Origin of the sequence: Rhizobium sp. NZLR10 (assembly GCF_019685125.1) — a bacterium.
Lineage (GTDB): Bacteria > Pseudomonadota > Alphaproteobacteria > Rhizobiales > Rhizobiaceae > Rhizobium.
The window spans coordinates 318,053-343,867 of record NZ_JABDWE010000003.1 but is presented as its reverse complement, the minus strand read 5'-3'; the positions used below and the strand labels follow the sequence as shown (position 1 = coordinate 343,867).

The following is a 25,815-nucleotide window of genomic DNA, read 5'->3' as shown; positions in this document are numbered from 1 at the left end:
GCATTTCGGAGGATCACACAATGACATCGATTTCGCGTTCCGCATTGCCGCTCTCGGGCGTTCGGGTCGTTGACTTCGGCCAGTATATCGCCGGCCCGGCCGTTGCCATGATCCTTGGCGATCTCGGTGCGACCGTCGTGCATATCGATCCACCATCGGGTCCGCTCTGGGACAATCCGGCCAACGCGATCCTCAACCGCAACAAGCTGATCGTGGCGATCGACCTGAAGACCAAGGCTGGAGCGGAAGAGGCCAATGCGTTGGTCGCCGAGGCCGACATCGTCATCGAGAATTTCCGGCCGGGCGTCTTGGCCCGGCTCGGCATCGACTTCGAAGCGTTGCGCGCGGCCCGGCCGGAAATGATCAGCGTCTCGATCCCCGGCTTTGCTTCGAACGATCGGTTGCGCCGCGACTGGCGGGCCTTTGAGACCGTCATTGCCGCTTCTTCCGGCGTATTCACCGACATGGGCCTGAACCGAGTACTGATGGGTATCAATCCGTCCTTTTCGCCCCTGCCGCTGGCATCCGCCTACGGCACCATGCTGGCGGCTTCCGCCGCGGTCTTTGCCCTGCAGTCGCGCGAGAAGACCGGCCATGGCGATCACATCGAGGTTCCGCTCGCCGCCGCAGTCATGGAGGGCCTGTCCTATAATTCGATCAAGATCGACGATTACCCTGTGCGCTACCAGACCCAGCGCGAACAGGAGATCGAGCGCCGCCGCACCGAAGGCCTGCCGATGGACATGTCCTATGACGACCTTCAGGAATTCCTCGATCCGTTCTATCGCAGCTTCCTGTGCAGCGATGGCCGGATGTTCTACGTCGTTTGCCCGAGCCACAAGAACCACGCCAAGCGCTGCCTGCAGACGCTTGGCATCTATGACGAACTGGTCGAGGAAGGACTTCGCGAGGAAGAGGATACCTATCTCCCCGTCGCCGCATGGTCATCCGACGTCTCGCTCGGTGTCTATCCATTGCCAAAATTCTGGGCCGACAAGATCGCCGGCCGAATGAAGCAAATCTTCCTGACAAAGACTTCAGCCGAATGGGAGCGCGTGTTCGGTGAGGGCCTGTTCCCCGGTGCGCCGCAGCGATGGCTGCAGGAATGGATCGCCGACGACCATGCCAAGGCGGCGGGACTGATGATCGAGGTCGAAGACCCCGTTCTTGGCAGCATGACCCAGCCGGGACCGATGGCCTGGCTGCAGGAAAGCGCCGAGGCCATGCTCAGCCCAGCGCCGCGCGCCTGGGGAAGCGTTGCCGACGCATTGGCAAAACTGCGGACGATAAAGGCCCCAGAATTGCCTTTGCCGGCAGTAGGTCCTGCTGGCGGATGGCTGGATGGCGTCAAAGTCCTCGATCTTTGCAACGTCATCGCCGGACCGCATTCTGTCGCCTATCTCGCCCGCTTCGGCGCGGAGGTCATCAAGATCGATCCGGCCAAGCCACTCTACGACTGCTGGAACACGGTGATCTTCGGCATGTCGCATATGCGCGGCAAACAATCCGCACTGCTGAATATCAGCTCGCCTGATGGACGGGTCGCTTTCGAAAAGCTGGTGAAGTCCGTAGACGTCGTCGTCTGGAACGCGACCGACCGGCAGGTCAACGCCATGGGCCTCGACGTTGAGGGCTTGAAGGCCCTCAATCCACAGGCGATCTTCTGCCAGCTCGATTGCTTCGGCGGCGTCCGCACCGGACCGCGCACCAACTATCTCGGCTATGACGACCTAGTGCAGGCAGCAACCGGCATCATGCTGCGGTTCGGCGGTTCGATGCAGACGCCCGAGGAACACGCTCATGTCGGCACGATCGATGTCATGTGCGGCTTTGGTGCAGCGCTCGGCGTGGCCGCAGCGCTCTACCAGAAGTCAAGAACCGGCGTCATCGGACGTCCCAGGACTTCGCTTTCAGCACTGACGGGTTTGGCGCAGATTCCATTCTGCTATGACTATGAGGGCCGCAGGCCGTTCGACGAGCCTTCAGGACGCGCGACGAGAGGGTTCAATGCGCTCGCGCGGGTCTACGAGACGCAGGATGGCGGCTCGATTCTCTTGGCCGCAACTGAAGACGACCTCCCCGGGTTCTCGGGCGTAGAGGGATTGACGCGCTTGCCTCTGCTGGCTCCAGGCGACCGTGAGACTTATCTGACCGATGCGTTCGCCACCCGACCCGCCGAAACCTGGCATCAGCGCCTTATCGCCGCTGGCATCGGCGTATCGCTCTGCGATAATATCGAGAGCATCCGGAGCCGCAGTGCGCGCGTTGCCGACGGCACGCCGGGGACGGACCGCGGCAGTTATTCGTTCTCGATCTTCCCCGATCATCCCAGCGGTCACACAGTGACACAACTTGATCCGCTCGCCGTGAGGTCGACGCAGGCGACGGTAACTTCGTTGGCTCCCGCCGAAAAATACGGAGCGTCGACGGCAAAGGTATTGTCGGAGGTGGGCTACAGCGAAAGCGAGATAGAGATGTTGATCACGTCGGGATCGGCCAGCGTCTCATGGAGCCATGAATACCTGCCGAGCTAAACGCGTCGGAAGTCTCAACTGCCGATGGCTGACACGCGTTCCATTGGCGGGCCTAACCGCATACGTTGATGGTTCATCCCATCCCCTATTCTCCTTGGGTTGCCCCGGTCGCAAGCTCTGACACAATCCGCGCCTTGACCTCATCCGGCCATTGGCGATGCACCTCACGTCGGCTCCGCCGCGTCGTTAGAACCTCCAACGTAGTCTCATGGAGAAACTCCTTGTCACTCGTCCATGGAATGTCGATCAAAGATCAAGCGACAGAAGACAACGTGGGCCGACAACATCGGGTACGGTGTAGCACATACCTCCTTTCCCTCTCGATCCTCGTTTCGAACCACCAGATTGGCCGCGACGATGGCCGCTAGCACGCCAGCGTTCGCCACGATGACAGGTGGTGGTTCGGCTTCAGGCCGTAGCGATCAGCCACATCTTGCACCGTCACGCCCGGACGCAGGCCCCCCGAGGCAGTCCTTGCCTTGATCTCATCGGGCCATTGGCGATGTCCCTACAGACTATAGCGGCCAGGACAGCAAAGAAACGAAACGTTAAGCAATTCAGGCCGTGTAGGACCATAGCCGGGGCTATGCACTGGACCTCGGTCCGATGTGCGATGCGCGATCACCGTCTAATCTTTCATATCTGCTCACGTCGTGCCCTGCACGGCTCCTGACGGTCTGATACGGAGAACAACGATGCGGATAGCAACCTTAGCGTCCCTGGCCGTGCTTTCGCTGGCGCTTGCAGCAAGCCCGTTAACGATTGCCGGGCTCGACTCGGCCGCACTGGCAAAGGACGGCGGAAACGGCGGCGGCAATGGTGGTGGAAATGGCGGAGGCAATGGCGGCGGTCATGGCGGCGGCAATGGAAACAGCGGCAGCCATGGCAGCGGCAACCAAGGCAGCGGTTCGACCCACGGCAACTCCAACTCTCAAGGCGTGAGAGGCAAATCTGGCGAGGCGGCGGGCAAGTCCAAGTCCGCGAAAGCAGGCGAGACTAAAACCAGCACCAAAGAAAAGAACCTGTCGGCGCAGCTTGCAGGCCTTAACTCCTTGAAGCGGAACTACAGGGCGTTGATGCACACATCGGACCCACGCATGACTGCCATTTCGGCCTATGCCGTGGCTTATGCCCAGTATGAACTCGACAATGGAATCGAGCCCGCAGCCGATGACCCTTTGTTGGGGGATGAGGCGCTCGAGGATGCATTGGCTTCGGCAACGAAAACCGGTCAGGTCAGCCCCGCCGTTCTGGACGAAGCCAAGACCATTCTCGGTGTTGGCGACGCGAATGGAAAGATCGATCAAATCCGCACCTCGCTTGAGAACGCCGCTCCGGCGACTCTCGATGAATAGCCGCTAGTGAGGTGCAGGCGGTGCGAAGCGCCCAGTGGTGGCGCTCCGCACTAAACTACGAGAGCATTTCCGTCTTTGTCTAAGTAGCGGAAATGCTCTATTTTTTTGAGCAATTTCGGGTGTAGAACACGGTCTGAGACCTCCGCGAGGGCTGCCCCTCATCCGGCTGCCGCCACCGACCGGGGTCGAGCCACGCGTCTCGACCCGTCCCTTCGGACCCCCGTAAACGGGGCGAAGGGGCCTCTCAGTTCCCCTCCCACCTCTCGCAGGGCACGTCCCCTCGCCCCGTTTACGGGGAGAGGGTTAGGGTGAGAGGCAGTTATCGGTGCGAACCGGACAGGCGTCTGTCAAACCCAAAATCCTGTCCCTCCGGACGCCGCTTCAAGCCGCCCTCTCAACCGCCGGCTCGCCCATCGCCTGGGGCTTTCCGAGTAAATAACCCTGCGCCTCGTCGCACTGTTCTTCCAAGAGCGTGTCGAGCTGCGCCTGCGTTTCCACGCCTTCGGCCAGCACCGGCACCTCCAGGCTGCGGCCGAGTGCCAGGATGGCTCTGACGATCGCCTTTGACTGGGGGCTGGTTTCGACCTCGGCCATGAAGCTCTTGTCGAGTTTGATCTTGTCGAAGGGAAAGGAGCGTAGCGTCTCCAGCGACGAATAGCCGGTGCCGAAGTCGTCGATTGCGATCGACACGCCGAGCGCCTTGATCTGCCGCATCGTCCGCAAGGCCTTGTCCTTGTCGACGATGATCGAGCTTTCGGTGATTTCGATTTCGAGACGCCGGGCATTCAGACCGGTTTCCGAGAGGATGTCTGATATGACGGCCGCCATATCGGAATGGCCGAGCTGGATCGGCGACAGGTTGACGGCGATTTTGTAGCTGTTGTTCCAGCTCGCCGCCTCCCGGCACGCTTCCCGCAGCACCCATTCGCCGATCGGCAGGATCGCGCCGCATTCCTCGGCCAGGCCGATGAAATCCATCGGCGGGATGTTGCCGCGTTCGTGATGCCGCCAGCGCAGCAGAACCTCGTAGCCGGTGATCTCGCCCGTTCGCACCGATTTCTGCACCTGATAGTGCAGATGCAGCTGGCTGCGATCAATCGAGGCCCAGAGGTCCTTGGCGAGCGAGCGGCGGCGGCGCGCATGCTCGTCCATGGCAGCCTCGTAGAAGCAGACCCTCTGCAGCAAGGATTGTTTGGCGCGGTACATCGCAAGGTCGGCATTGGCGAGAAGCCCGTCGACGCTTGCGGCGTCGCTCGGATAGATCGCCACGCCGAGGCTGGCGCCGGTCTTGATCTCGAAGCCGTCGATGGAAACCGTCCCCGCGAGCGCGCCTTCCAGCCGCGCGATGAAATCGTGCAGGGCGCTCAGCTCATCGAAGCGCTTGGTCGCGGCGAACTCGTCTCCTCCGAACCGGGCGATGAACTCGCCCTCCTGCCGCGCCTCGTCGAGACGCCGCGCCAGCTCGACGAGCACCTTGTCGCCGGTGCCGTGCCCGTGCTGATCGTTGATCTCCTTGAACTTGTCGAGGTCGATGCCGATGACGGCGACGTTGCCCCTCACCCGGTCGGCGATCATCATTTCCTCAGAGACGCTCTCGCCGAACTGCAGCCGGTTCGGCATGCCGGTCAGGCCGTCATGCTTGGCAAGGAAGGCGACCTGCTCCTCGGATTTCAGGCGATCGGTGATGTCTTCGAAGGTGGCGACCCAGCCGCCATTGGGCAGCATGTTGACGTTCTGCTGGATGGATATGCCGCTCGGATATTTGTGAACCGCGCTGCCGGCGCCTGATCTGATCAGTGCCATGTTCCTGATATAATGCGCCTCGGCCTGCACGGATGCCTCTGCGGCATCCTCCGCATGGGCGGAATAGCCGACGTCGACGATCTGTTGGTAGCCCATGCCGGGACGCACCGATCCTTCGGGAAACCGGAAGATCTCGAGATAGCGCTTGTTGCAAAGCACCAGGCGCTCGTCCCTGTCGAACATGCAGATGCCTTGCCCCATATTCTCGAGCGCGACGTCGAGATTGCGGGTGATCTCCTCGATCCGGTCGGCATCCGCCTTCTGCTTGCTGGTGTCCTTGGTAATCTTCACATAGCCGATCAGTTGGCCGGTCTCGTCATAGATCGCGTCAATGACGACATGAGCCCAGAAGGAGGAGCCGTCCTTGCGATAACGCCACCCCTGGGCCTCGAACTTACCTTCAGTGCGGGCGGTCTGAAGCGCCTGCTGCGGCAGGCCTTTGCGGCGGTCTTCCTCCGAATAGAACAATGAGAAATCCTTGCCGACGATCTCATCGGCTCTATAGCCCTTGGCGCGCTCGGCGCCGGCATTCCAATTGCTGACCTTTCCATCCGGATCGAGCATATAGATCGCGTAATCGGTCACCCCCTGCACCAGGAGCTTGAAGTTGCGCTCCGCCCTGGCGGTCTTGGCCTGCCAACGCACGGCGAAAATGGCGGCCGCAAACCCGGCCGCCAGCAGCGAAAAAGTGACGGCGGCGATCGTCACCGCCATCAGTGCCGGTGAAAGAAGCGTGGCGGGATCGAGCGCGGTGATGCCCGGAATGACCGTCACCCCTGCCATTGCGGTGAAATGCAGGGCGACGACGCCGAGCGTCAGCAAAACCGTCGGCACCAGCCTGCCGAAAGTCGACCGGCCGCTCCGGCCGGCAAATCGAAAGGCAGCGATCGAAAAGGCAACGCCGAGAACGACCGAGGCCGTCACGTAGCCCGCATTCCACGAGATCTCACCGGGGAATTCGATGGCCAGCATGCCGGTGAAATGCATAGACCAGATACCCACGCCGAAGAGCACGCCCGCCAGGACGTTCGCCACCCATCTGTCATAGGCGATCTTGGCGGCAACCGCCGCCGTCGTCGCCACGATCGCGACCAGCAGCGAGACCAGCGTCAATCCGGCATGGTAACCGACGACGACGCCGGAATCGTATGCCAGCATGGCGATGAAATGCGTGGCCCAGATGCCAAAACCGCCCGCCGCCCCCGCCGTCACCAGCCACACCCAGCGAACCGCGCCCTCGGACAATGTCGCCCGATTGAGCAGAACGAGCGTGCAATGGCTTGCGAGAAAGCAGATCAAACCCGCAAGCCCGACCAGCGTGAGATCATGCTGCTCGGTGATGCACGTCAGAACGGTAAACATGGAATAGGCCCTCGATTTGAGGGGCACGTTAAGCAGTGGGCGCTTAAGGAAGGTTGAAATGGGTAGGGCGGATGGGTGGCAAATGAGGCTGTTCGGGCGGGTTGTTCGGTGGGTTGTGAGATTAGCGTTTACGGTGGGTGTCTGGGTATGGTGAATGAATTGGTGCGGTGGGGATCGAAGTGCTCATCGTAACGTTCGAGCTTCTCACCCCGAGTCACAGCAACCTCAAACGGACATGCGTGCTGAAATACGCTTGTGCCCATAGATGCATCTGGCGATATTGCAGACCTCAAATCAGGATGTGAAAGGCGGCAGATGACGTCGCTGGCGTTGATCACAATAACACCGTGTGCAGCAATGCTCATATCTGCATGCATCATGCGCAGAGGATTTCGGACCTGGATTTCATTGCTGCTGGCTTGCTCCACAGTGGCGATTGCAGCCTTCGAGCTGCGAAGCGGATTTAAGCAGACTTGTGAAATAGCCGAGAGCGAATGCGTCTCGATCCCTCGATCAAGGGCGAGACCGATCGCTTCGCCTATCGGTTTGTGAAGCGGTGACAAGTGCGGGCGCCAACCTCAACTCGGCCTCCGAAGGAGGCCAGGATACTGCTCAACTGCGCCAGTCTGCAGCACGTCAGCTTTAGGAACTCGCTGGAGAGCCTGCAAACGTCAAGCTTGGGCAAATGCAAGAAGCAGCGTCGCGGCGTGCTTCGAGGCTCCGCCCTGCGGGCTGCGCACCTCAGCATGAGGGCGCGGGAGGATGCCGCGCAGTCATCGCGGGCGCAGGAGGATGTGCACAGCCTAAGCGAGAGCTTGCGCGATCCGCCTGCACTTAGATATCGTTTCGCGCTGACAGCGATGTGCATCGGGAACAAAATGCGCCGAGCTTTTAAATATATTGCAGCGGCAGTAGGATTTGGCGTGCTCGTTAGCGTTTGTATGATCGTGAAGGGACTGTTTGACGCCAACGATCATATTGACCGCTGCGCTGACGAAACCTCAGGACGATACATATTTGACAAGGACGCGAGAGCCGGCGCTTGCGGATGATCGCTTAAAACCGGACAACCAACTACAAATTTTTCAACGTTATAGGCCGGAAGCTGACGAACTGCGTCGAGGCACGAGGCGGCTGAAAAGCAGTTCGTCAGGCACCCTCCGTGTAGCGTCTTGAAAGTAAGTCGTTGCTGTCGTTGCTCCCGGCACGACGGCTTTTCGCGGCAACGCCAGCACCGCACCGGCAGCCGCCGGAACTGGACTCAGTCGTCACGTCCCCTCACCGCCCATGAGCTGGTATCGTGATCGGGGTGCTGGTTGTTGTTCGCCTTGATTGCCGCGGCCCAGTCGGCGCCGTTGGTTTCGGTCGCGCCGGTGTTTTCTATGCTGGTGATCGTATCAAACCAGGCCACCATGTTTTCGGTGCAGGTATTGGCATGCGGCGCGAAGGCGTTCGAATCGTCAAGCGAATTCTCATGGCAGGTCATCAGGTCAAGTTCGGTCAGGCTGTGGGCGAGCCCCGGGCCGACGACTTAGACTAGATTTCCCCAATTTCACCCAAGCACCATGATACGGAGTTGGATGAGGGGAATCTAGGATGTCGATCTTGCTAAGAAGTTTATCGCTACTGGTTGGAATAACATTGGCGGTACCAGCCTTTGGCAATTGCTTAACCGCCAATGAGACCAAACAGGGCGTCCTGCTGACCAGAGAGGCGCCTTTCTATTCCGTATTCTACAAGCCGGACGGCCCGGGTCTCACCGAACAACGGCTGATGGAGCGCGACGGTTCGTTGCAGCCGGTCTCGGCTGTATATTTGCACCCCTTGCTCGTCGAAAAGAGAGTGAGTGCCAGCGGGACGCATGAGCTGAAATACGCGAATGCGATTGCGTTAGACGATCTACCGCAGAAGAAGAACTGGCAATCCGACACCACGCTTTTCATCAATGGCAAAAAATCCGTTTCGGGCACGACTTTCATGAGGTTCGACGGCTTGGGAGAGGAAACGATTGCATCTTGTTCCTACAAAGTCTGGGCCATCAACAGCCGTCTGGAACTGACGGAATTGCCGCCGATCATTTTCGAACAATACTATTCCCCCGAGCTTCATCTCGTTCTTCGTTCGGTAAAGCTGGGCCCCTCCAACCAACCGTTGAGCGAGATTCGATTTGATCGGTTCCAAATTGGCTGGGGCAACTAGGGGACATTGTCCACTCTATCATCCCAGAAAGCCCGCTCTCTAAGGCTTCTGCGCGATAGTGGGGCGCTCCCTCCCTGCCTACTACTCTGTCGTCGCGAGTCGATGCGACCGCTCGCCACCTATCGCCAGACGTTCAAGAACCGTCCCTTTCCGTGGATACTCATTTCCGTGTCGTCCGCCGCGACGCCGTCGGTCACAAAGAAGGATGACGGCTCGATGGAGGTGGAGATCGCCTGGACATTACCTCTTACGGCTTGTTGACTCACCCGCAGTTGAACAATAACTTGCTAATTTGGTCGTTGGGCTTGTCCTCACATGACGGATCAATTTCTTCAGCGTCGTCTCGCTGCCATCGTCGTTGCCGATGTGGTGGGATATTCACGCCTGATGGAGGCTGATGAAGTCGCAACGCTGGCGAACCTCAGAGAACTCCGTTCTGGCGTTATCGAGCCGGCTGTGACGCGCCACAACGGTCGCATCTTCAAGGTCATGGGCGACGGCTTCCTAATCGAATTCGGTAGCGCGGTGGACGCAGTCGAAGCCGCGCTGGAAATGCAACGGGCCACCACGACTGTCGAGGCTTCCGGAGATCGACGCCTACTTTTGCGTGTAGGCGTCAATCTGGGAGATGTCATTGACGATGGTTCAGACGTCCTCGGCGACGGCGTCAATGTCGCGGCGCGCTTGGAGACGCAGGCCGCACCAGGAGGTATCTGCATTTCAGCCAATGTTCACGGCGAGATCGTCGGCAAGATTAGCGACCGGTTCTTTGATGCAGGCGAACGCTACCTGAAGAACCTGACGCGCCCGATCCACGTGTGGCATTGGCCGGATGCGCTGCAGAGCATATTGCCGCTGCCCGAATGTCCCTCGATCGCTGTCTTGCCGTTCACGAATATGAGTGGGGATGAAGCGGACGCGCCTTTCGTCGACGGCTTGACCGAAGATCTGATCACCGACCTTTCCCGTACGGCTGGCCTGTTCGTCATCGCGCGCAATTCCGTGTACGGCTACAAGGGCAAGCCGGTCGACGTAAAGCTGGTCGCCCAGGAACTCGGCGTCCGCTATGTCCTGGAGGGGAGCGCCAGACGCGCCATGGGACGTGTCCGCATCAATGCCCAATTGGTCGACACGCTTGCCGGCCAGCACTTGTGGGCCGAGAGGTTTGACAGGACGCTGGAAGATGTTTTCGAGTTACAGGATGAAGTTAACGCCAAGATTGTCGAAGCCCTCGTCGGCCGGCTGACCATCCCGACGCCGCGCAATCGGCCGAAGAACTTTGAGGCGTACGATCTGTGTGTGCGCGCCCGCCTCCTGACGGAAGAGTCGCCGCAAACTGAGCGTGAGGCCTATATGCTGCTCCAGCGCGCGGTTAAGCTCGAGCCATCATATGCCGAGGCGCTCGGTCTGCTCGCCTATAACCGTTGGCTTGCCTGGGCTCATTTCGGCGAGCCCGAAGATCCCAACCGCCGGATGGCGGCGACGTCAGCGCAGAAGGCGGTCGAGCTGGATCCCAACGATGCCGGCTGCCGTTACGTTCTGGGGACCATTTTGGCTTATGAGCGGCGATGGGAGGAATCAGAGGCCGCCTTCGCCAAGGCCCTGGAGCTGGACCCCAACCACGCCGACACCTGGGCCGCCATGTCGGACATTTCCGTGCTGGACGGCAGGGTTGCCGACGGACTGGCGCAGATCGAAAAAGCTCTGCGGCTCAATCCCTATCCAGCCTGCTGGTATCTTTGTCATCTTGGGCAGGCGCAATACGCCGCGCGTGATTATGAGGCGGCAACCGCTACACTCCGCAGGAAAGACACGTATCGTACCAACTCACGCAAATTCCTGGCGGCTACGCTTGCGCAACTGGGCCACCGTGAGGAGGCGCGGCGAGAAGCCGAATTGTTCCTGATCGCCCACCCTCATTTCACCATTGGCCATTGGCTGAGCTCCCAGCCGCTGCGCGATGCATCCGTACGAGACCACTTTGTCGACGGTTTCCGAAAGGCCGGCCTGCCGGAGATGTGACAGCGAGTGGGAACAATCCCGACGCGTTCGAGGACTTGATCAACGGATATGCGCTGCGCGAGAACGGCGGTCTGGATCGCAGTGCCATGCTTTTTCAGTCGCTCCACAAAACGCGTCAACCAGCCCGAGTCTCGCATGACTTTTCCGCTGGACCGCCTTGCTCAGGTGGCGATGAGCCCATAGCCCAGAATGAAGACAGGATGCTTTGCGAAACATTTAAGCAGCTTCGCCGAGACATGAAGGCGACGACGCTTACTTCCGCTATCGGCGGCGCAAAGATGCCGTTACCTTGAAACTAGACAATGTCTGCTTTGCGGCAGGTGCAAGCTATGCTCCAACGGCCGAAATGAGGGCGCGAAGCGGAAATTATTTCCGCTGTCGGCCCAAAACAGTCCTACAGGCTCGCCGAAAGGAAAACTGATCTATACGATCTTATGGTAATGATTGCGTCTCGTCAGTTCGCGTGGACTGAGGCCGGAGGCATGTGATGCCCTTCAATGATCGATCAAAGCATATTACCGAAGGGGTGGCTCGCTCACCCAATCGTGCCATGTATTATGCGCTGGGCTATAAGAAAGCCGATTTCGAAAAACCAATGATCGGCATTGCCAACGGGCACTCCACGATCACGCCTTGCAATGCAGGACTGCAACCATTGGCGGATGCGGCGATCGCGGCGATCAAGGCGGCAGGAGCCAATCCCCAGGTTTTCGGTACCCCGACGATTTCTGATGGTATGTCCATGGGCACCGAGGGCATGAAGTACTCGCTGGTGTCCCGAGAGGTGATTGCCGATTGTATCGAGACTGCCGTTCAGGGCGAGTGGATGGACGGGGTACTCGTCATCGGTGGCTGCGACAAGAACATGCCAGGCGGGATGATGGGAATTCTTCGGGCAAATGTTCCCGCCATCTATGTCTACGGCGGGACGATCAAGCCGGGCAGATGGAAGGGACAAAAGCTTTCCGTGGTGTCTTCCTTCGAGGCGGTCGGTGCGTTCATGGCCGGAAAAATGAGCCAGGAAGATTTTGACGGGATTGAACGCAATGCCTGTCCCTCCACAGGTTCATGCGGGGGTATGTTTACGGCCAATACCATGAGTTCGTCTTTCGAGGCGCTGGGCATGTCGTTGCTCTATTCATCGAACATGGCCAATCCGGACCACGAGAAGATCGAGAGTGCAGCTTCGTCGGCCAGAGTGCTGGTCGAGGCCGTGAAGAAAGGTATCACGCCTCGTAACATCGTCACGCGCAGTGCCATCGAGAATGCCGTGGCCCTGATCATGGCAACCGGCGGCTCCACCAATGCCGTTCTGCACTACCTGGCGATCGCCCACGCGGCCGAGGTCGAATGGTCTCTGGACGATTTCGAGCGCATCCGCCGCAAGGTTCCAGTTATCTGCGATCTCAAGCCGTCCGGAAAATATATGGCGGTAGACCTGCATCAGGCGGGCGGCATTCCCCAGGTGCTGAAACTGTTGCTCAATGCCGGGCTCCTGCATGGGGACTGCCTGACCATCACTGGTCGCACGATCGCTGAAGAACTGGAGACCGTGCCGGATCAACCAAGGGCAGACCAGAATGTCATACGGACCCTGGATGCGCCGCTCTATAGCGAAGGCCATCTCGCGATCCTCAAAGGCAATCTCGCGGAAGGTGGGGCGGTCGCCAAGATTACTGGCCTGAAGAATCTGGTGATCACTGGTCCGGCACGCGTATTCGAAGACGAGCAATCGGCGATGGATGCCATTCTGTCAGACAAGATCAAGCCGGGCGATATACTCGTCCTCCGCTACCTCGGGCCAAAGGGTGGTCCTGGCATGCCGGAAATGCTCGCCCCGACAGCCGCGATCATCGGCCGGGGCCTTGGCGATAGCGTGGGGCTGATCACGGACGGACGATTCTCGGGCGGGACCTGGGGCATGGTCGTCGGCCACGTCACCCCGGAAGCTTTTGTCGGAGGCACGATTGCGCTGGTTCGCGAAGGTGATCCAATTACCATCGATGCGCATCGCAAGCTGCTGCAACTCGATCTGCAAGACGAAGAAATTTCGCGGCGGCGTGCTGAATGGAAACAACCGAAACCCCGATATACCGCAGGCGTGCTGGCTAAATTTGCCGCTCTTGCCAGACCGGCCAATGAAGGAGCTGTGACAGGGTAGCATCAGGGACCAAAAGCTTCCGCTGTCGGCCGCAAAGCATGCGCAATCGGACGATCCCACCAGGGGAAAGCTCCCACTACAATCCCGGTTTGGCCGAGACGAAGGCCCCGCCTTGCCCTTTACCTTCTCCTGCTCAAGCGCGATGACCAATTCGATCGTGGAGAAGAAGCGGACCTTTCGCCTGAACGCCAAGGGCAGTCGCAACATGGGTTTTGCCTGTTCCGGGCCTGCCGATAAGCACAACATTCTGCGCCGCATCCATGAACTCGCACCGTTGCTTCATTTATCTCGCTGGTAGTGAAGTCGACGCCGGAGAGGTCTTTGTAAGCCGGGAAGCGGGCGGCATTCATGTGATAATGGAATGTGACCAAGAGGGCTCCCCACCGCCTCCCGTCGGCCAGGATATTAAGGTCCAGACGACGTCATCGGGGGTGCCGCGATTCCACCCTAATAACGATTTACAACAGGGCACCCTGAGGCCGTTGCGCAAAGGACCGACAATGAGCAAATCGCTTGGGAACGGTATCAAGGCTCTTTGTATTCCGTTCGCCGTCGCCGTTTTGTTTCACGCGCCAGCGTTCGCAGAATGCCGATCGCCACTCGATCGCCCTGAGTGGCCTGCGATCGCCCGATCAATTGCCACGCTACAATTGTGCGAACAGATTCCTATTGGCCCTAATCAAACCGCCAGATTTCAGCTCGTTTCGGTGAAGATTTGTACTTTTTCGAGTGGTGTCAGTACTCTTTCGGCAAGGGCAGTGTTGACGTGTGAGTCCGGTTCTGAGGACCTCATTCAGTTGCCACAGCTTGATAGTGACGTTTTGGCTACCGTGTCCCTTGATACCGCCGCATGTCGGATTTTGGATTCCGATATCCAAATCAGCGGAGAAATCGGTGGCCTTCTGTCTGGTCTCGAAAATACTCAACAAACCGCTCGCGACTGGGCGCAATCGCAATTGTCGCGGTTGTGCGCTTTGCAGCAATGAGGCTACCCCTATCAACATGCCGGGTGAAAAACCGTCGACGACAAAATACCGTAGACAATTCCTCCCGCTTCACCTGCCTCTATCCGCGCCGCCATTCAGATAACTTCGACCGACCTACCAGCACACACTTGCCCATGCGGCTCCGGCACACCATCCGGCGAGCACACCAGTCGGATAATGGACGCCACTACCCGAAGCCTATCGCTTACGGACGCCGGGGCAACGCATGCTGCGAAACCTCTGTCCGATGAGGGAGGTTGGAGAGTGCCGCGCCCAATTACAGGTGGTGGAATGCCGTGGTTTTGCTACGTCTACTGTTACGACACCGTCTCGCGCCAGCGCCCCATAGAGCCTCATCCTGAGGCGCCCCGCAGGGGCCTCGAAGGACGGGCGGTGCGCCACGGCCTCACCCCTCCAGCTCAACAATCGCACAGCCATAGCCTCCAAGATCCAGCCTACCCGTCACCGGCTTCTCCCCATCCAGCAGGTCCCGCCCGGCCGGCACGCCGCCGATAGACGCCGGCTGGTCGGTATAGTTTTGCACGAAGAGCAGCCGCCGTTCCTCATTCATCCGCATCGTCACCTCCACGCCTTCGGGCAGACCGCCGACCAGCGGTTCGATCCCGGCCTGGGGAAAGAGGCGTTCAGTGAGCGCCTCGGTCAGTTCAGGCGTGAGATAGGTGCCGAGATAGACCACCTGCCCCTTGCCGACCTTGCGGGAGGTTGCCATCGCCTGGCCTTCGGCATAGCGGTTGGACCAGGCGGCGATCACTTCGACATCGCCGTCGACGGCGAGGTTTTCATAGAAGTGGCCGGCGGTGATTTCGCGGTTGCCGATCTTGAAGCGGCGTTCGCGGCGATGGGATTCGGCCGGCTTGTTCGGCGGGATGACGAGCCCGCCCGAGCGCTCCATCACGTCGAACAGGCCGTTGGCGCCCGGCGCGGTCAGACGGCCGAAATCTTCGACGCACACGCCAGTCAGCTTCGAAAGGGTGGTGCCGGGGGCGGTCTCGCGGATGACGTGGTTGTCTTCATTGCGGGTGCCGGTGCGGGCGCCGATGACGACGGTGCCGCCCGCCGCCGCGAAGGCTTCGAGCTTCGCCGTCCATTCGTCCTTCCACATCACCCAATGGGGGACATAGAAGAGCTTCAACCTGGAAAGATCGTCCTCGGGATGGATGAAGCCGCAGGCGATACCGCGATCATAGCAATGCTGGTGCAGCAGGATCGCATCGTCCTGCGGGCTCGGCAGGCCGATCGGATAGGTCTTGTGAGCTTCCTGGTTGTCGAAATCCGAACCGGCGATGCCGACATCCATGCGCACATAGGTGCCGAGGATCTTCGGCTGCAGCGCAATCATCTCGGTGGCGAAGCGCTTGGCTTCCTCATAGCGGTGGCGGGCGACATCGTCATGGTCGATGATGCCCATCCAGTAGATCTCGGCGCCGAAATGGGCCGGACGCCAGCGGAAGAACATCAAGCCGTCGGCGCCGTGAGCGACCGAAGACAGCGCCATGCGGCGTAGCTCGCCCGGTTCCGGCGTCAGCGTGCAGAAGCCCGGCTGGCTGCCGAAGCCCGATTGCTGCTCGGGCACGATGTAGTTGCCGGAGAAGCCGCGGCAGATATCGAGGTGCAGCGCCTGCACCTTGGCGTGGTTGCCGAGCCGCTGGAACTCGTCATAGAGCATCGGATAGATATCATAGCCGACGAAATCGAGATCCTTGCTGAACTGGCCGCGGAAATCGATATCCCGCAGGCCGCCGAGATTGTGGAAGATGAACCAGGCGGATTTCACCGCGCGCAGGATCTCGACCTGGTCGTGCTGGAAGCGCGCCGTCGAGAAGGCGAGGAAGCGGTGGTAATCCTGCAGATGGCCGGGGCTTGGAAAGGTCGGGCCGAATTCGATCGGCAGCACCACCTGGTCGAAACCATCATAGGCCGTCGCCCAAAAATCGCCGCCCCAGGCGCGGTTGAGCTTGCCGATCTCGCCGTATGTGTCGGCAAGGTAAGCCTGGAATTCGGTGAGCGTCGCCTCGGAAAAGCTCTCCGGCATGCTGGTGTTCAGCTCATTGTCGGTCTGCCATCCGACGACATGCGGATTGTCGCGATAGTGCTCGGCCATCGCCTTGGTGATGCGCCGGCTGTGTTCACGCAAGACAGGGCTTGCCGTGTCGCAGTGCTGGCGCGAACCGTGGCTCATCGGGCGGCCCTTGCCGTCGACCCGGAGGACCTCGGGATGGGCCACGGTCAGCCAGCGCGGCGGCGTCGCCGTCGGGGTGCATAGGATCGTATCGATGCCGTAGCGGCCGAGCATGGCGATGGCGCGGTCGAAGAGATCGAAGTCGAAGGCGCCGAGCTTCGGCTCGAGAATATGCCAGGCGAATTCGGCCATTCTGACGGTGTTGAAGCCGGCCTTCGCCATACGCTCGGCGTCGCGCTCCCAATAGCTTTCATCGACATGCTCGGGATAATGCGGGGCGCCGACGAGGAAGCGGTCGGTCTTGACGGTGTTCCATACGGAGAGGGTCTTGTCGGACACGGGATGGTCTTTCCTATCTGTCGAGAATGGTCTTGCGGGCGCTGATCGTGCGGCCGCCTTCGGATGAAAAGAGATAGAGCTCGCTGGCGTCGAGCTTCAGCGCCACCTTCTGCTCGGCGGCAAAGGGCGCGACGTAACTCAGCTGCACCGTGATGTTGCCGGTGCCGCTTTCCGAAGCGATGGTCCGCATATTGCCGGCGTCGACATAGAGGATGGTCTCGCGGCCGAGATGCTCGACCAGCCGGACCTGGCCTTCGATCGCCCCACCCTGACTGGCATCGGCGACCATCGATATCGTCTCCGGACGAACGCCGAGGGTCAGGCTGGTGCCTTTCGACAGCGCCGTCGCCTGCGCCAGTTCCACTGTCACCGGCACGAGACCGGGCGCCGAAACCGTCACGTTGCGGCCGGACAGGTCGTCGACGGTGACGCCGAGGAAATTCATCCGTGGCGCGCCGAGGAAGCCGGCGACGAAAAGATTGTCGGGATTGCGGTAAAGCTCCAATGGCGAGCCGACCTGCTCGATCACCCCCCGGTTGAGGACGACGATCCGGCTTGCCATGGTCATCGCCTCCACCTGGTCATGGGTGACATAGACCATGGTGGCGCCAAGCTCGGCATGCAGGCTGCTGAGCTCGACGCGCATCTGGGTTCTAAGCGCCGCATCGAGGTTCGACAGCGGCTCGTCGAACAGGAAGACCTCGGGCGAGCGGGTGATCGCCCGGCCGATCGCCACGCGCTGCCGCTGGCCGCCGGACAGCTGCTTCGGCCGCTTGTCGAGCTGATCGGTGATCCGGAGGATCTTGGCTGCGCGCGCCACGGCCGCCTCGATCTCGGCCTTCGGGCGCTTGGCCATGCGCAGGCCGAAGCCCATGTTCTCCGCCACTGTCATGTGCGGATAGAGCGCATAGGACTGGAAGACCATGGCGATGCCGCGATCGCCCGGTTCCTGCTTGCTGACATCGCGGCCGTTGATCAGGATCTGGCCGGAGGAAATCTCCTCCAGGCCGGCGATCGATTTCAAAAGCGTGGATTTGCCGCAGCCTGATGGACCGACCATGACGATGAACTCGCCTTGCGCGACCGAAAGGTCGATGCCGCGTAGCGCATGATAGGCGCCGTAATTCTTGTTGATCTGCCGAAGTTCGAGACTGGTCATGTCCTGGCCCTCTCTTGTTGAAACGAAAAATGCGGCACTCATCCCTTCACCGCCCCCATGGTCAGGCCGGCGATGAAATGCCGTTGCATCAGGAAGAACATCACCACCGGCGGCACGGCGACGACGATGGTGCCTGCGGAAATCAGGTTCCAGGCCGAGACCCATTCGCCGCGCAGATTGGCAAGGCCTGCCGTCACCGGCTTGACGCTATCGCTGACGGTCAGCACCACGGCCCAGAAATAGTCGTTCCAGATGAAGGTGAAGATCAGGATGGCGAGTGCGGCCAGCGCCGGCCGCACCAGCGGGATCGCCACATGGATGAGCGTCTGGAAGGGAGAGGCGCCTTCGGCGCGGGCCGCCTGGAACAGTTCATCGGGCAGTGCGGCGATGAAATTGCGCATGAACAGTGTCGCAAAACCGGTCTGGAAGGCGACGTGGAAGATGATCAGCGCCGCCGTCGTATCGATCAGGTCGAGCCGCACCATCAGGTCGCGCACCGGGATCATCATGATCTGGTGCGGCAGGAAATTGCCGCCGACAAACAGCGCGAAGATCAGCATGTTGCCGCGAAAGCGGTAACGCGACAGCACGTAGCCGGCGAGCGTCGAGAGCGCCAGCACGCCGATCACCGAGGGAATGGTGATGATCAGGCTGTTGAGGAAATAACGGGCCATCGGCGTCTGGGTGAAGACCGCAGTGTAATTGTCGATCACGCCGATGCCGGTCGGCCATCCCCACAGATTGCCGCCCATGACATCCTCGGTCGAGCGGAACGAGGTGAGGATGATCGCAAACAGCGGGCAGAGCCAGAGCAGCAGCACGATGATGACGGTAAGCACATAGAGGCGGCGCTGCCAGACGGCGGCCTCGGGAATGGGACGAGGATACATCAGCCTCCCCTCTCTTCGGTACGGATGATGCGGGTGAGGTACCAGACGATGAACACGGCCATGATCACGAACAGCACCGAGGCGATCGCCGCGCCGTAACCGAAGCGGTAGGAGAAGATCGACTGCTCGAACATCTGGTAGGCGAGAACCGAGGAAGAGCCGAACGGCCCGCCTGATGTCATCACCGACACCATGTCGAAGGAGCGGAGCGCCCCGACCACCGTGACGGCGATGGCGATGAAGGTCACCTGGGTCAGTTGCGGCAGCACGATGTGCCACAGCATGTTCCAGCCCCTCGCCCCGTCGACGCGCCCCGCACCGATCAGCTCTTCACTGAGATTGTTGAGGCCGGCGAGATAAAGCACCATGCAGAAGGTGACCTGCGGCCAGAGGGCGGCGATGACGATGGCGAAGGTGACGAAATGCTCATCAGAGAGCACCGCTGGCGCCGTCGCCCCGAACGCCTTGAAGATCAGCGCCAGCAGCCCGAATTCCGGCGTATAGACCCAGGTGAACACGACGCCGACGGTGACCGAGGCCAGCACCAGCGGAATGAAGAACAGCGACTTCAGAAAGCGCATACCGCGGATTTTCTGGTTGACCAGGAGCGCGATGGCAAGCCCGATCGGCGGCGCGGCCATGAACATGACGAGCCAGATCAGATTGTTCTTAAGCGACACGTAGAATTGCGGATCGTTATAGAGCTCGACGTAATTGCCGAAGCCGATCCAGACCATCGGGCCGAACCCATCCCAGTCGTGCAGACTGATCCAGACGCTGCGGACGGCCGATAGCAGGATGACGGTAGAAAACAGCACGATCGCCGGCGCGATGAGCAAAGTCGGGGTAAGCCACCAACGCTGGCGGCGCCATAGCATTAACATCTCTGGAGCCTCAATTATGACAGGAGTTGGCCTATGCCTGCTCCGGAAGGTGTGGAGGACACCTCCACATTTTGGAGCGGCGGTGCGTATACCGCCGCCCCTCGGGAGCGGGCACAGGCCCACTCCCAGCGTCTCCGGGAGGAGAACTCTAAATCTTATAGATCCGCTTACGCGTCCCCTCGAGCCGCGTGAGGATCGCCTTGCGTCGGTCGGGCTTGGCCATGAACTCCTGGAAACCGACGAGGCCTGCCTGGGCCATATCGGGGTCGCTGTCGCGGTCGTAATATTGCGACGTGCCCTGCACCGTTTTCATGACCTCGACGGCGACATTGACCAGCGGGTCCTTGCTCGGCGGCAGGTCATGACGCGGCGGCACGTTGCCGCCCGGCTCCAGATAGGCAGCCAGGTTCTCGGGCTTGTAGAAATAGGCGAGGAATTCGCGCGCGCCCTGCTTGTTCTTGGCCTTGGCGGGAATGTGGATCGAATTGACCGAGAATTCCTCGAAGTGGCCGACCTTGGGGTCGAGCACTGGGAAGGTCGCATAGGCGAGCTGCGGAAGGTCCTCGGCAGTGAAGGCCGAGCGCAGGAAGGCGCCCAAATTCATCATGCCGGCCTTCTTCTGCGCCAAGAGCGCCGCCGCCTCCTGCCAGCCGAAGGAGGTATGGTTCGCCGTGAAGAACTCCTTGGAAATCATCGCTTCCCACTGGTCGAAAACTGGGGTCAGCGACGGGTCGAGATAGCTCATTTCGCCGTTCATCAGCGCCATGTGTTTGTCGAGTCCGTTGATGCGCAGGTTCATCTGGTCGAACCAGCCGGCCGCCGGCCACAATTCCTTGGTGCCCATCGCCACCGGTGTGATGCCGGCCGCCTTGCACTTTTCGCCATAGGCCATGAACTCTTCCGCCGTCGTCGGCACCGTCAGGCCATGCTCGGCAAACACATCCTTGCGGTAGAACATGCCCCAGAGCGTGCCGCCTGTGGGAAGGCCATATTGCTTGCCGTCTTCGGTGACGGCCCCTGCGGTCGCACCGAGCACGTCCTTGTACTTTTCCTTCTCGAAGAGATCGGAAATATCGTCGAACAGGCCGCGCTTGACGAAGGCGCGCATGCGGTTTCCCGAAAACCAGGAGCAGACGTCAGGGGCACCGGCCACCAGATAGTTGCGGATGGCCGTCTTGTGGGCCTCGTGGTCCATGTTGTTGATGACGACGTTGACCCCGGCTTCCTTGCTGAAGCCCGCGGCGATCGCCTTCAGCGCGTCGAGCGCAGCACCGTTGTTTTCGGCGGAGATCATCGTCACCTCCTGCGCCTGCGCGATCGCCGGGATCGGGAAGCTGCCGGTAACAGCCGCGGCGGAAACCAGGCCCGCGCCCTTCAGGAAGCGTCTGCGGGTGGTCGACGGAAATTGCTTCAAAAATGTCATTGAATTCCTCCCAGTTGATCGATCGATATCTCCCGACCGCCGCCTCCTCCATGAAACGACCGACCAGGCCTTCAACACATGCGATCGACCCGCAATTCCAGCGATAATCCGCTTGGCTGAGTTGATCCGCGGCCGAACTTATGCATAGATCTTTTCGGCCCGCAATAATTAATTTACAAAATTAAGGAATGCATCGTGAAGTTAAAAGGCGACCAGACCACGGCGAGAGCCATGAACCGACGCCTCATTCTTAACCTTCTCAGGCGCGAGGGGCCGAGAAGCCGCGCCGATATCGCCACCGTCATCGGCTTAAGTCCGGCCGCCGTCACCTTCGTCGTCACCGACCTTCTGGAGGAAGGCATCGTCATCGAGGGCAAGACCGTGCCCGGCCTCACGGGCCGCCGGCCGATCCCGGTGGATATCAACTACGAACACGCGCTTGCCGTCGGCTTCAAACTCATGGTGGATTCGGTCGAGTGCGTGGCAACCGACCTTGCCACCAACCCGGTCGCCGCCATGCGGGTCAGCCTTAACGGCCACGACCCTGATCAGGTCGCCGACCTCTTGGCGGCCACCGTGCCCGAACTGGTGAAGCTCGCCGGCCGGCCCGACGCCCGGCTCGCCGGCATCGGCATCTCCATGCCCGGTGTCATCAATCACGAGCAGACAGCCTGCGTGCGCAGCCACCGCTTCAGCTGGAACAACGTCCCCCTCGCCGCGCTGGTCGCGGCCCGCGTCCACGTGCCGGTCTGGCTGGAGGACGACACCAACGCCTATGCCATTGCCCAGCAGCTCTTCGGCCTCGGCCGCCAGCACCGCAACATGGCGGTGCTGGCCGTCGGCGTCGGCATCAGCTGTGCACTTGTCATCGACGGCAAGCTCTATCGCGGCGCCAATGGTGCTGCCGGCAAGTTCGGCCACACGCTTTTCGAGGAGAACGGCCGGCTCTGCGAATGCGGCAAGCGCGGCTGTCTGATGGCCTATCACTCCGAAATCTCGATGCTCCGGCGCTGGCGGGAGGCAATCGGCCGCGACGAACTCGGTCTTCCCGATCTCCGCAAGGCGCTCGCATCAGGCGACGCCACCGCCCTCGCCCTTGTCGGAGATTCCGGCCGCGGCATCGGCACTGCCCTTGCCAATCTCGTCAACATCACCGATCCCGAGGTCATCGTCGCCGGCGGCGAAGCCGTCTCCCTCGGCGACCCTTTCCTGACGCCGCTGCGCGAGGCGCTGGCCGCCCGCACCTTCAGGACCGCGCCGCCGCTGCTGCCCGACTGGGAGGACAATTCCTGGGCCCGGGGTGCGGCTGCGCTGGTGACCCAGAAGATCTTCGACTTCGAGTCATCGGGTGGTGTGACGGATATTGCGACGCTGGCTGGGGTTAGAGGCTCAACGTCGGCGGCTTGAGGTACGGGAATCGGCCGGATTGTCCTACCTTACAAGCCCCCCTCTGCCCTGCCGGGCATCTCCCCCACAGGTGGGGAGATCGCCTGGCGCAAGGGCTTCCCAAAACAACAAGCGTCACAGCATGCCGAACGGTAGACGGGCGGGAAGGTTTAGCCACTTGCCAATCTCCCCACCTGTGGGGGAGATGGCCGGCAGGCCAGAGGGGGGCTTGCACGGCAGGACAGAAGATAAAATCCCGCCACCCGAACAGCCCGGAGCCGCCGCTGCCTAGATACACTCGCTTACAAAAATGCCGATTTCCCGACACATCCCCGGTTCAATTATCGACTGAAATGCCCTTGCGGCCAACGAGCCGGAAAGGTCAATTTAGGAAGGATGACACGATGAAAATGATCCAGGCTATGGCGCTCGCCCTCGCTCTGGGCGCCGCCACGGCAGCGCATGCGGAACAGCCGCTGCAACGCACCGATCTGATCAAAAACGATATCGACGTGCCCGGCCATGAGGGCGTTCAGGTGCGCGTCGATTTCGCTCCCGGCGTTCTCGCGCCAAAGCATTCGCATCCTGGCGAAGAGATCGCCTTTGTTCTCGAGGGAACGCTGGAATATCAGCTCGAAGGCAGGCAGCCGGTGACGCTCAAGGCCGGCCAGTCCCTGTTCATTCCGTCGGGCGTGGTGCACTCGGCAAAGAACGTCGGCAACGGCGAGGCTTCGGAGCTGGCGACCTACATCGTGCGCAAGGGCGAGGCGCTGGTCGTGCCCGCCAAGTAGGCCGCATCAGAATTGGGGCGGGCGCGGGAAGTGCTTGCGAAGTGGACTTTCAGCCCGCCCGCCCCGTCGTTTCGGTTTAAGCCTATTGCTGCTGCTGCCCCGGCGGCGGCGTGCCGATCTTTTCCAGCACTTTCTTGGCCAGAGCCGGGTCGCTCTGCGCGGCCGTCAGGATCGAGGAGTATTCCTCGACGGAGATGCCGTTCGAGGCTTCGACGGTGTCGACCATCTGCTTCTTGGCTTCTGCCTGCAGCTTCTGCTTGCCAGCCTCGTCCTTCGTCGCGCCGATCTTGGCCGAATATTCCTGCCGGACCTTGTCGACCTGCAGATAGGCAACGGCAAAGGCCTCGATTTTCTGATCGCTGACGGCGGCGGGCGCACCGTTGCCGCCGGGTTGTCCCTGCATCGGCGCCTGACCCTGTGCCGGCGGCTGCGCTTGTGCCGACGGCTGCTGTTGTGCCTGGGCCATCTCAGCAGCGGAGGCCGGGCTGAAAGCAAGCAGGCTGAAGACCGCAGCGGTCATCGTTGCGACGGGTGTGTAACGAGTGATCATATTCGTTCCTTTTTCACGTGCATGATTTGTCGGCAGCAAGACCGCCTCGGTCGATCGCTCAGCCGCTCAAGGGCTGGCGAGGTCGCGACGATGGAACCTCTAAGAGGGCACGGTGCGGCGGTAACGGGGCCATTTGCTGACGATTGAGCGGCGGCTTTGTGACCGCCGACGTATAGACCGGTGCGGGAATTTCCGTGCCGGCTACCAGCCTGGAGGGAATGCCGACAATGAAGACCGCCATCATATTCGACTGTGAATTTCTCTGCCTCGAAGGCTCGCAACGCAGATTTTGGTGCGCGGCCCACGATCCCGACCCCGTCGTTGCAATGATCGGCGCCGTCAAGCTCGGCCTCGAGGGAGAGTATCCGATCCTGGATACATACAAGTCTTATGTCAGGCCCATCGACCGCCTCGGCAAAAGATATCCGCTCGATCCTTACTTCACCGATCTGACGAGCATTTCCGGAGAAGACATCGATGCTCATGGCGTGGCATTGCAGGATGCGCTTTCCGGTGTCGACAGCTTCTCGGACGGCGCCCGGTTTTGGTCGTGGGGCAAGGATGAGCTGAACATGATGGCCATCAGTTGCTATATTGCAGGCATTCCACCTTCCATCCCCGCCCATCGGTTCGACAACGCCGTCAAGCTTCTCATTGCTGCGGGCATGCCGATCGAGGACTTGGCAAAGACGCCTAGCAACAAACTGGCCGACTATTTCGGCGTCGACCATCCTCCGCTACGGGCGCATGACGGGCTCGACGATGCTCTGTCGATGTCATACACGCTGCAACATCTGATGAGGATCGGGCAATTGCAGCCCGAAGCCTTCGATCAAACCTGACTGAGACCGCTTCGGGACTCTCCCCTAGCGCGCAAACCTGCGTGCACCCACGACGCACAGGATGACGGCGACCGTCACGGCGAGCATCGCCCAGGTCACGGGTTCGTGCAGCAGGGTGGCGGCGAGCGCCAAGCCGAAGAAAGGCTGGAGCAGCTGCAGCTGGCCGACGGCGGCGATGCCGCCTTGCGACAGGCCGCGGTACCAGAAGATGAAGCCGATCAGCATCGAAAACAGCGAGACATAGGCAAGGCCGACGAGCGCCGGCGTTTCGATGCCGGCAAAACTCGCCGGCCGATGGAACAGCGCAACCGCGACCATGACCGGCAGCGACAGCACCAGCGCCCAGGAAATCACCTGCCATCCGCCGAACGTGCGCGAAAGCCGGCCGCCTTCGGCATAACCGAGGCCGCAGACGATGATCGCCGCCAGCATCAAAAGATCGCCGACCGGCGACGCGGTCAGACCCTGCATCAATGCGAAACCCGCCACCAGCGCGCTACCGAGAATGGAGAACAGCCAGAATGCCGGCTTCGGGCGTTCGCCGCCGCGGATCACGCCGAAGACCGCCGTCGAGAGCGGCAGCAGCCCGATGAAGACGATGGAATGCGCTGACGTGACGTGCTGCAGCGCCAGCGCCGTCAGCAGGGGAAAACCGACCACGACGCCGAGCGCGACGATGGCAAGCGAGAGGATGTCGCGCCGGCTCGGCCGCTTCTCTCTGAAAGCGATCAGCAGGCCAAGCGCCAGAACGCCAGCGATCGCCGCACGCGCCACGGTCAAGAAGACCGGATCGAACTGCATCACCGCCACACGGGTGGCCGGCAGCGATCCGCTGAAGATCACCACCCCGATAAAGCCATTGATCCATCCCGACGTCATGCGGTCCATCTCGCGCTCCATGATGCGCTGCACTCCTTTTTGCTTTCACG

Annotated in this window: 18 protein-coding genes and 3 pseudogenes; 9 read left to right on the top strand and 12 right to left on the bottom strand. The window is 60.8% G+C overall.

Annotated elements, in window-relative coordinates:
- The first annotated feature begins 20 nt into the window (after positions 1–20).
- Positions 21–2,534 (top strand): CoA transferase, encoded by a 2,514-nt coding sequence (locus HJB82_RS07300; protein WP_221139763.1) that lies wholly within the window; start codon positions 21–23, stop codon positions 2,532–2,534.
- Positions 2,535–2,898: 364 nt separating this feature from the next.
- Here HJB82_RS07300 and HJB82_RS31980 read toward each other — a convergent pair.
- Positions 2,899–3,024: pseudogene (locus HJB82_RS31980) on the bottom strand (hypothetical protein); the annotation flags it as partial.
- A gap of 205 nt (positions 3,025–3,229) precedes the next feature.
- Here HJB82_RS31980 and HJB82_RS07290 point away from each other — a divergent pair.
- Entirely contained in the window at positions 3,230–3,889 is a 660-nt protein-coding gene (locus HJB82_RS07290; protein ID WP_221116748.1) for a hypothetical protein, read from the top strand.
- Between the two features lie 381 nt (positions 3,890–4,270).
- Here the strand turns inward: HJB82_RS07290 and HJB82_RS07285 are convergent, their stop codons facing one another.
- From HJB82_RS07285 to HJB82_RS07275, 3 genes and pseudogenes are all read right to left on the bottom strand, one after another.
- On the bottom strand, positions 4,271–7,054 hold the full coding sequence (locus HJB82_RS07285) for an EAL domain-containing protein (protein ID WP_221139762.1): 2,784 nt from the start codon (positions 7,052–7,054) through the stop codon (positions 4,271–4,273).
- Positions 7,055–7,182: 128 nt separating this feature from the next.
- Complete coding sequence (locus HJB82_RS07280) at positions 7,183–7,617, bottom strand: hypothetical protein (protein ID WP_221139761.1); 435 nt, start codon at positions 7,615–7,617, stop codon at positions 7,183–7,185.
- A 698-nt stretch (positions 7,618–8,315) separates the two neighbouring features.
- Positions 8,316–8,522 (bottom strand): annotated as a pseudogene (locus HJB82_RS07275) (GFA family protein); the annotation flags it as partial.
- Positions 8,523–8,650: 128 nt separating this feature from the next.
- Here HJB82_RS07275 and HJB82_RS07270 point away from each other — a divergent pair.
- The 3 genes from HJB82_RS07270 (at position 8,651) to ilvD (ending at position 13,436) form a co-directional block, all read left to right on the top strand.
- Positions 8,651–9,253 (top strand): hypothetical protein, encoded by a 603-nt coding sequence (locus HJB82_RS07270; RefSeq protein WP_207580969.1) that lies wholly within the window; start codon positions 8,651–8,653, stop codon positions 9,251–9,253.
- A gap of 315 nt (positions 9,254–9,568) precedes the next feature.
- Complete coding sequence (locus tag HJB82_RS07265) at positions 9,569–11,275, top strand: adenylate/guanylate cyclase domain-containing protein (RefSeq protein ID WP_207580970.1); 1,707 nt, start codon at positions 9,569–9,571, stop codon at positions 11,273–11,275.
- Between the two features lie 487 nt (positions 11,276–11,762).
- Entirely contained in the window at positions 11,763–13,436 is a 1,674-nt protein-coding gene (ilvD, locus tag HJB82_RS07260) for a dihydroxy-acid dehydratase (RefSeq protein WP_221139760.1), read from the top strand.
- Between the two features lie 105 nt (positions 13,437–13,541).
- On the opposite strand, the pseudogene HJB82_RS07255 reads toward ilvD, so the two are convergent.
- A pseudogene (locus HJB82_RS07255) lies at positions 13,542–13,792 on the bottom strand (ATP-binding protein); the annotation flags it as partial.
- A 144-nt stretch (positions 13,793–13,936) separates the two neighbouring features.
- On the opposite strand from HJB82_RS07255, the gene HJB82_RS07250 reads away from it, so the two are divergent.
- Positions 13,937–14,422 (top strand): hypothetical protein, encoded by a 486-nt coding sequence (locus HJB82_RS07250; RefSeq protein WP_221139777.1) that lies wholly within the window; start codon positions 13,937–13,939, stop codon positions 14,420–14,422.
- Positions 14,423–14,828: 406 nt separating this feature from the next.
- Here the strand turns inward: HJB82_RS07250 and HJB82_RS07245 are convergent, their stop codons facing one another.
- The 5 genes from HJB82_RS07245 to HJB82_RS07225 form a co-directional block, all read right to left on the bottom strand.
- A complete protein-coding gene (locus tag HJB82_RS07245; protein WP_221116743.1) occupies positions 14,829–16,961 on the bottom strand; it encodes a beta-galactosidase in 2,133 nt (710 codons plus the stop codon).
- A 13-nt stretch (positions 16,962–16,974) separates the two neighbouring features.
- Positions 16,975–18,120 (bottom strand): ABC transporter ATP-binding protein, encoded by a 1,146-nt coding sequence (locus HJB82_RS07240; RefSeq protein WP_221139759.1) that lies wholly within the window; start codon positions 18,118–18,120, stop codon positions 16,975–16,977.
- A 38-nt stretch (positions 18,121–18,158) separates the two neighbouring features.
- Positions 18,159–19,010, bottom strand: a complete 852-nt coding sequence (locus HJB82_RS07235; protein ID WP_207580974.1) for a carbohydrate ABC transporter permease — start codon at positions 19,008–19,010, stop codon at positions 18,159–18,161.
- Positions 19,010–19,894: a carbohydrate ABC transporter permease gene (locus HJB82_RS07230; RefSeq protein WP_207580975.1), complete on the bottom strand. Its 885-nt coding sequence runs from the start codon at positions 19,892–19,894 to the stop codon at positions 19,010–19,012. Before HJB82_RS07230 ends, HJB82_RS07235 begins: the two co-directional genes overlap by 1 nt.
- A gap of 148 nt (positions 19,895–20,042) precedes the next feature.
- A complete protein-coding gene (locus tag HJB82_RS07225) occupies positions 20,043–21,317 on the bottom strand; it encodes an ABC transporter substrate-binding protein (RefSeq protein ID WP_207580976.1) in 1,275 nt (424 codons plus the stop codon).
- Between the two features lie 195 nt (positions 21,318–21,512).
- On the opposite strand from HJB82_RS07225, the gene HJB82_RS07220 reads away from it, so the two are divergent.
- Positions 21,513–22,724 (top strand): ROK family protein, encoded by a 1,212-nt coding sequence (locus HJB82_RS07220; RefSeq protein ID WP_207580977.1) that lies wholly within the window; start codon positions 21,513–21,515, stop codon positions 22,722–22,724.
- Positions 22,725–23,107: 383 nt separating this feature from the next.
- Positions 23,108–23,494 (top strand): cupin domain-containing protein, encoded by a 387-nt coding sequence (locus HJB82_RS07215; RefSeq protein ID WP_207580978.1) that lies wholly within the window; start codon positions 23,108–23,110, stop codon positions 23,492–23,494.
- 82 nt (positions 23,495–23,576) lie between these two features.
- On the opposite strand, the gene HJB82_RS07210 is transcribed toward HJB82_RS07215, so the two are convergent.
- The gene (locus tag HJB82_RS07210; RefSeq protein WP_207580979.1) at positions 23,577–24,044 is read right to left on the bottom strand and encodes a DUF4168 domain-containing protein; all 468 of its coding nucleotides are present in this window, start codon (positions 24,042–24,044) and stop codon (positions 23,577–23,579) included.
- 227 nt (positions 24,045–24,271) lie between these two features.
- Between HJB82_RS07210 and HJB82_RS07205 the strand changes: the two genes are divergently transcribed.
- Entirely contained in the window at positions 24,272–24,886 is a 615-nt protein-coding gene (locus tag HJB82_RS07205; RefSeq protein ID WP_207580980.1) for a 3'-5' exonuclease, read from the top strand.
- Between the two features lie 24 nt (positions 24,887–24,910).
- Here HJB82_RS07205 and HJB82_RS07200 read toward each other — a convergent pair whose 3' ends face one another.
- Entirely contained in the window at positions 24,911–25,774 is an 864-nt protein-coding gene (locus HJB82_RS07200; RefSeq protein ID WP_207584337.1) for a DMT family transporter, read from the bottom strand.
- Positions 25,775–25,815 lie beyond the last annotated feature (41 nt).